Genomic DNA, 647 nt, shown 5'->3' on the forward strand with positions numbered 1-647 from the left:
CGGCGGCGGAACGCGGTTTGGCCGCATCTCTTCGCAGGTCGCCAGCTTCCTCGATCAGGCTGGTGGCCTTTGGATGAAGGGGGCCCTGCACGGTAAGGTCGGCGGAGCCTTCACCTCGAGCGCCACTCAGCACGGCGGTCAGGAAACGACCCTGTTCTCGATCATCACCAACCTCCTGCATTTCGGGATGGTCATCGTGGGTCTCCCTTACAGCTTCCAGGGGCAGATGACCGTCGCCGAGGTCACCGGTAGTGCTCCCTATGGGGCAACGACCGTCGCCGGCGGCGACGGCTCGCGTCAGCCGTCCGAGAACGAGTTGGCCGGGGCCCGCCACCAGGGTGCACTCATTGCCCAGACTGCGAAGAAGCTATTCGGCTGATCACTCTCCATCAGATCAACCTCGGGCTCCGACGCGGGGGCCCCATCGTTTCCAAGAGTTGGAGCATGATGAACGCCCCCGATCTACTAAACGCCCATTTTCACGAGATGCAGGCCGACTTCGCAGCGTGGTGCGCGCTGTACGCCGAGGACGCTGTGATGGAGTATCCATACGGCGCCTATGCCGGCGTCAGCAGCCCGTTGAAGGGCATGGCTGCGATCGCCAAGAGCGTCAAAGGCTTCTTGGACGATGTTCGCGACTTCCAAGT

General features: G+C 62.8%; 2 protein-coding genes. Both read left to right on the forward strand.

The genetic code is table 11. The features are described 5' to 3' along the window. The coding region (gene wrbA, locus ACZXDY_RS46250) for an NAD(P)H:quinone oxidoreductase (protein WP_464350064.1) at positions 1–379 on the forward strand (379 nt) is incomplete at its 5' end. Between the two features lie 65 nt (positions 380–444). After that, positions 445–647: nuclear transport factor 2 family protein (locus tag ACZXDY_RS46255; protein WP_464350065.1), on the forward strand; the 203-nt coding region annotated here is incomplete at its 3' end.

The organism is Bradyrhizobium sp. LeoB3, from assembly GCF_055456055.1.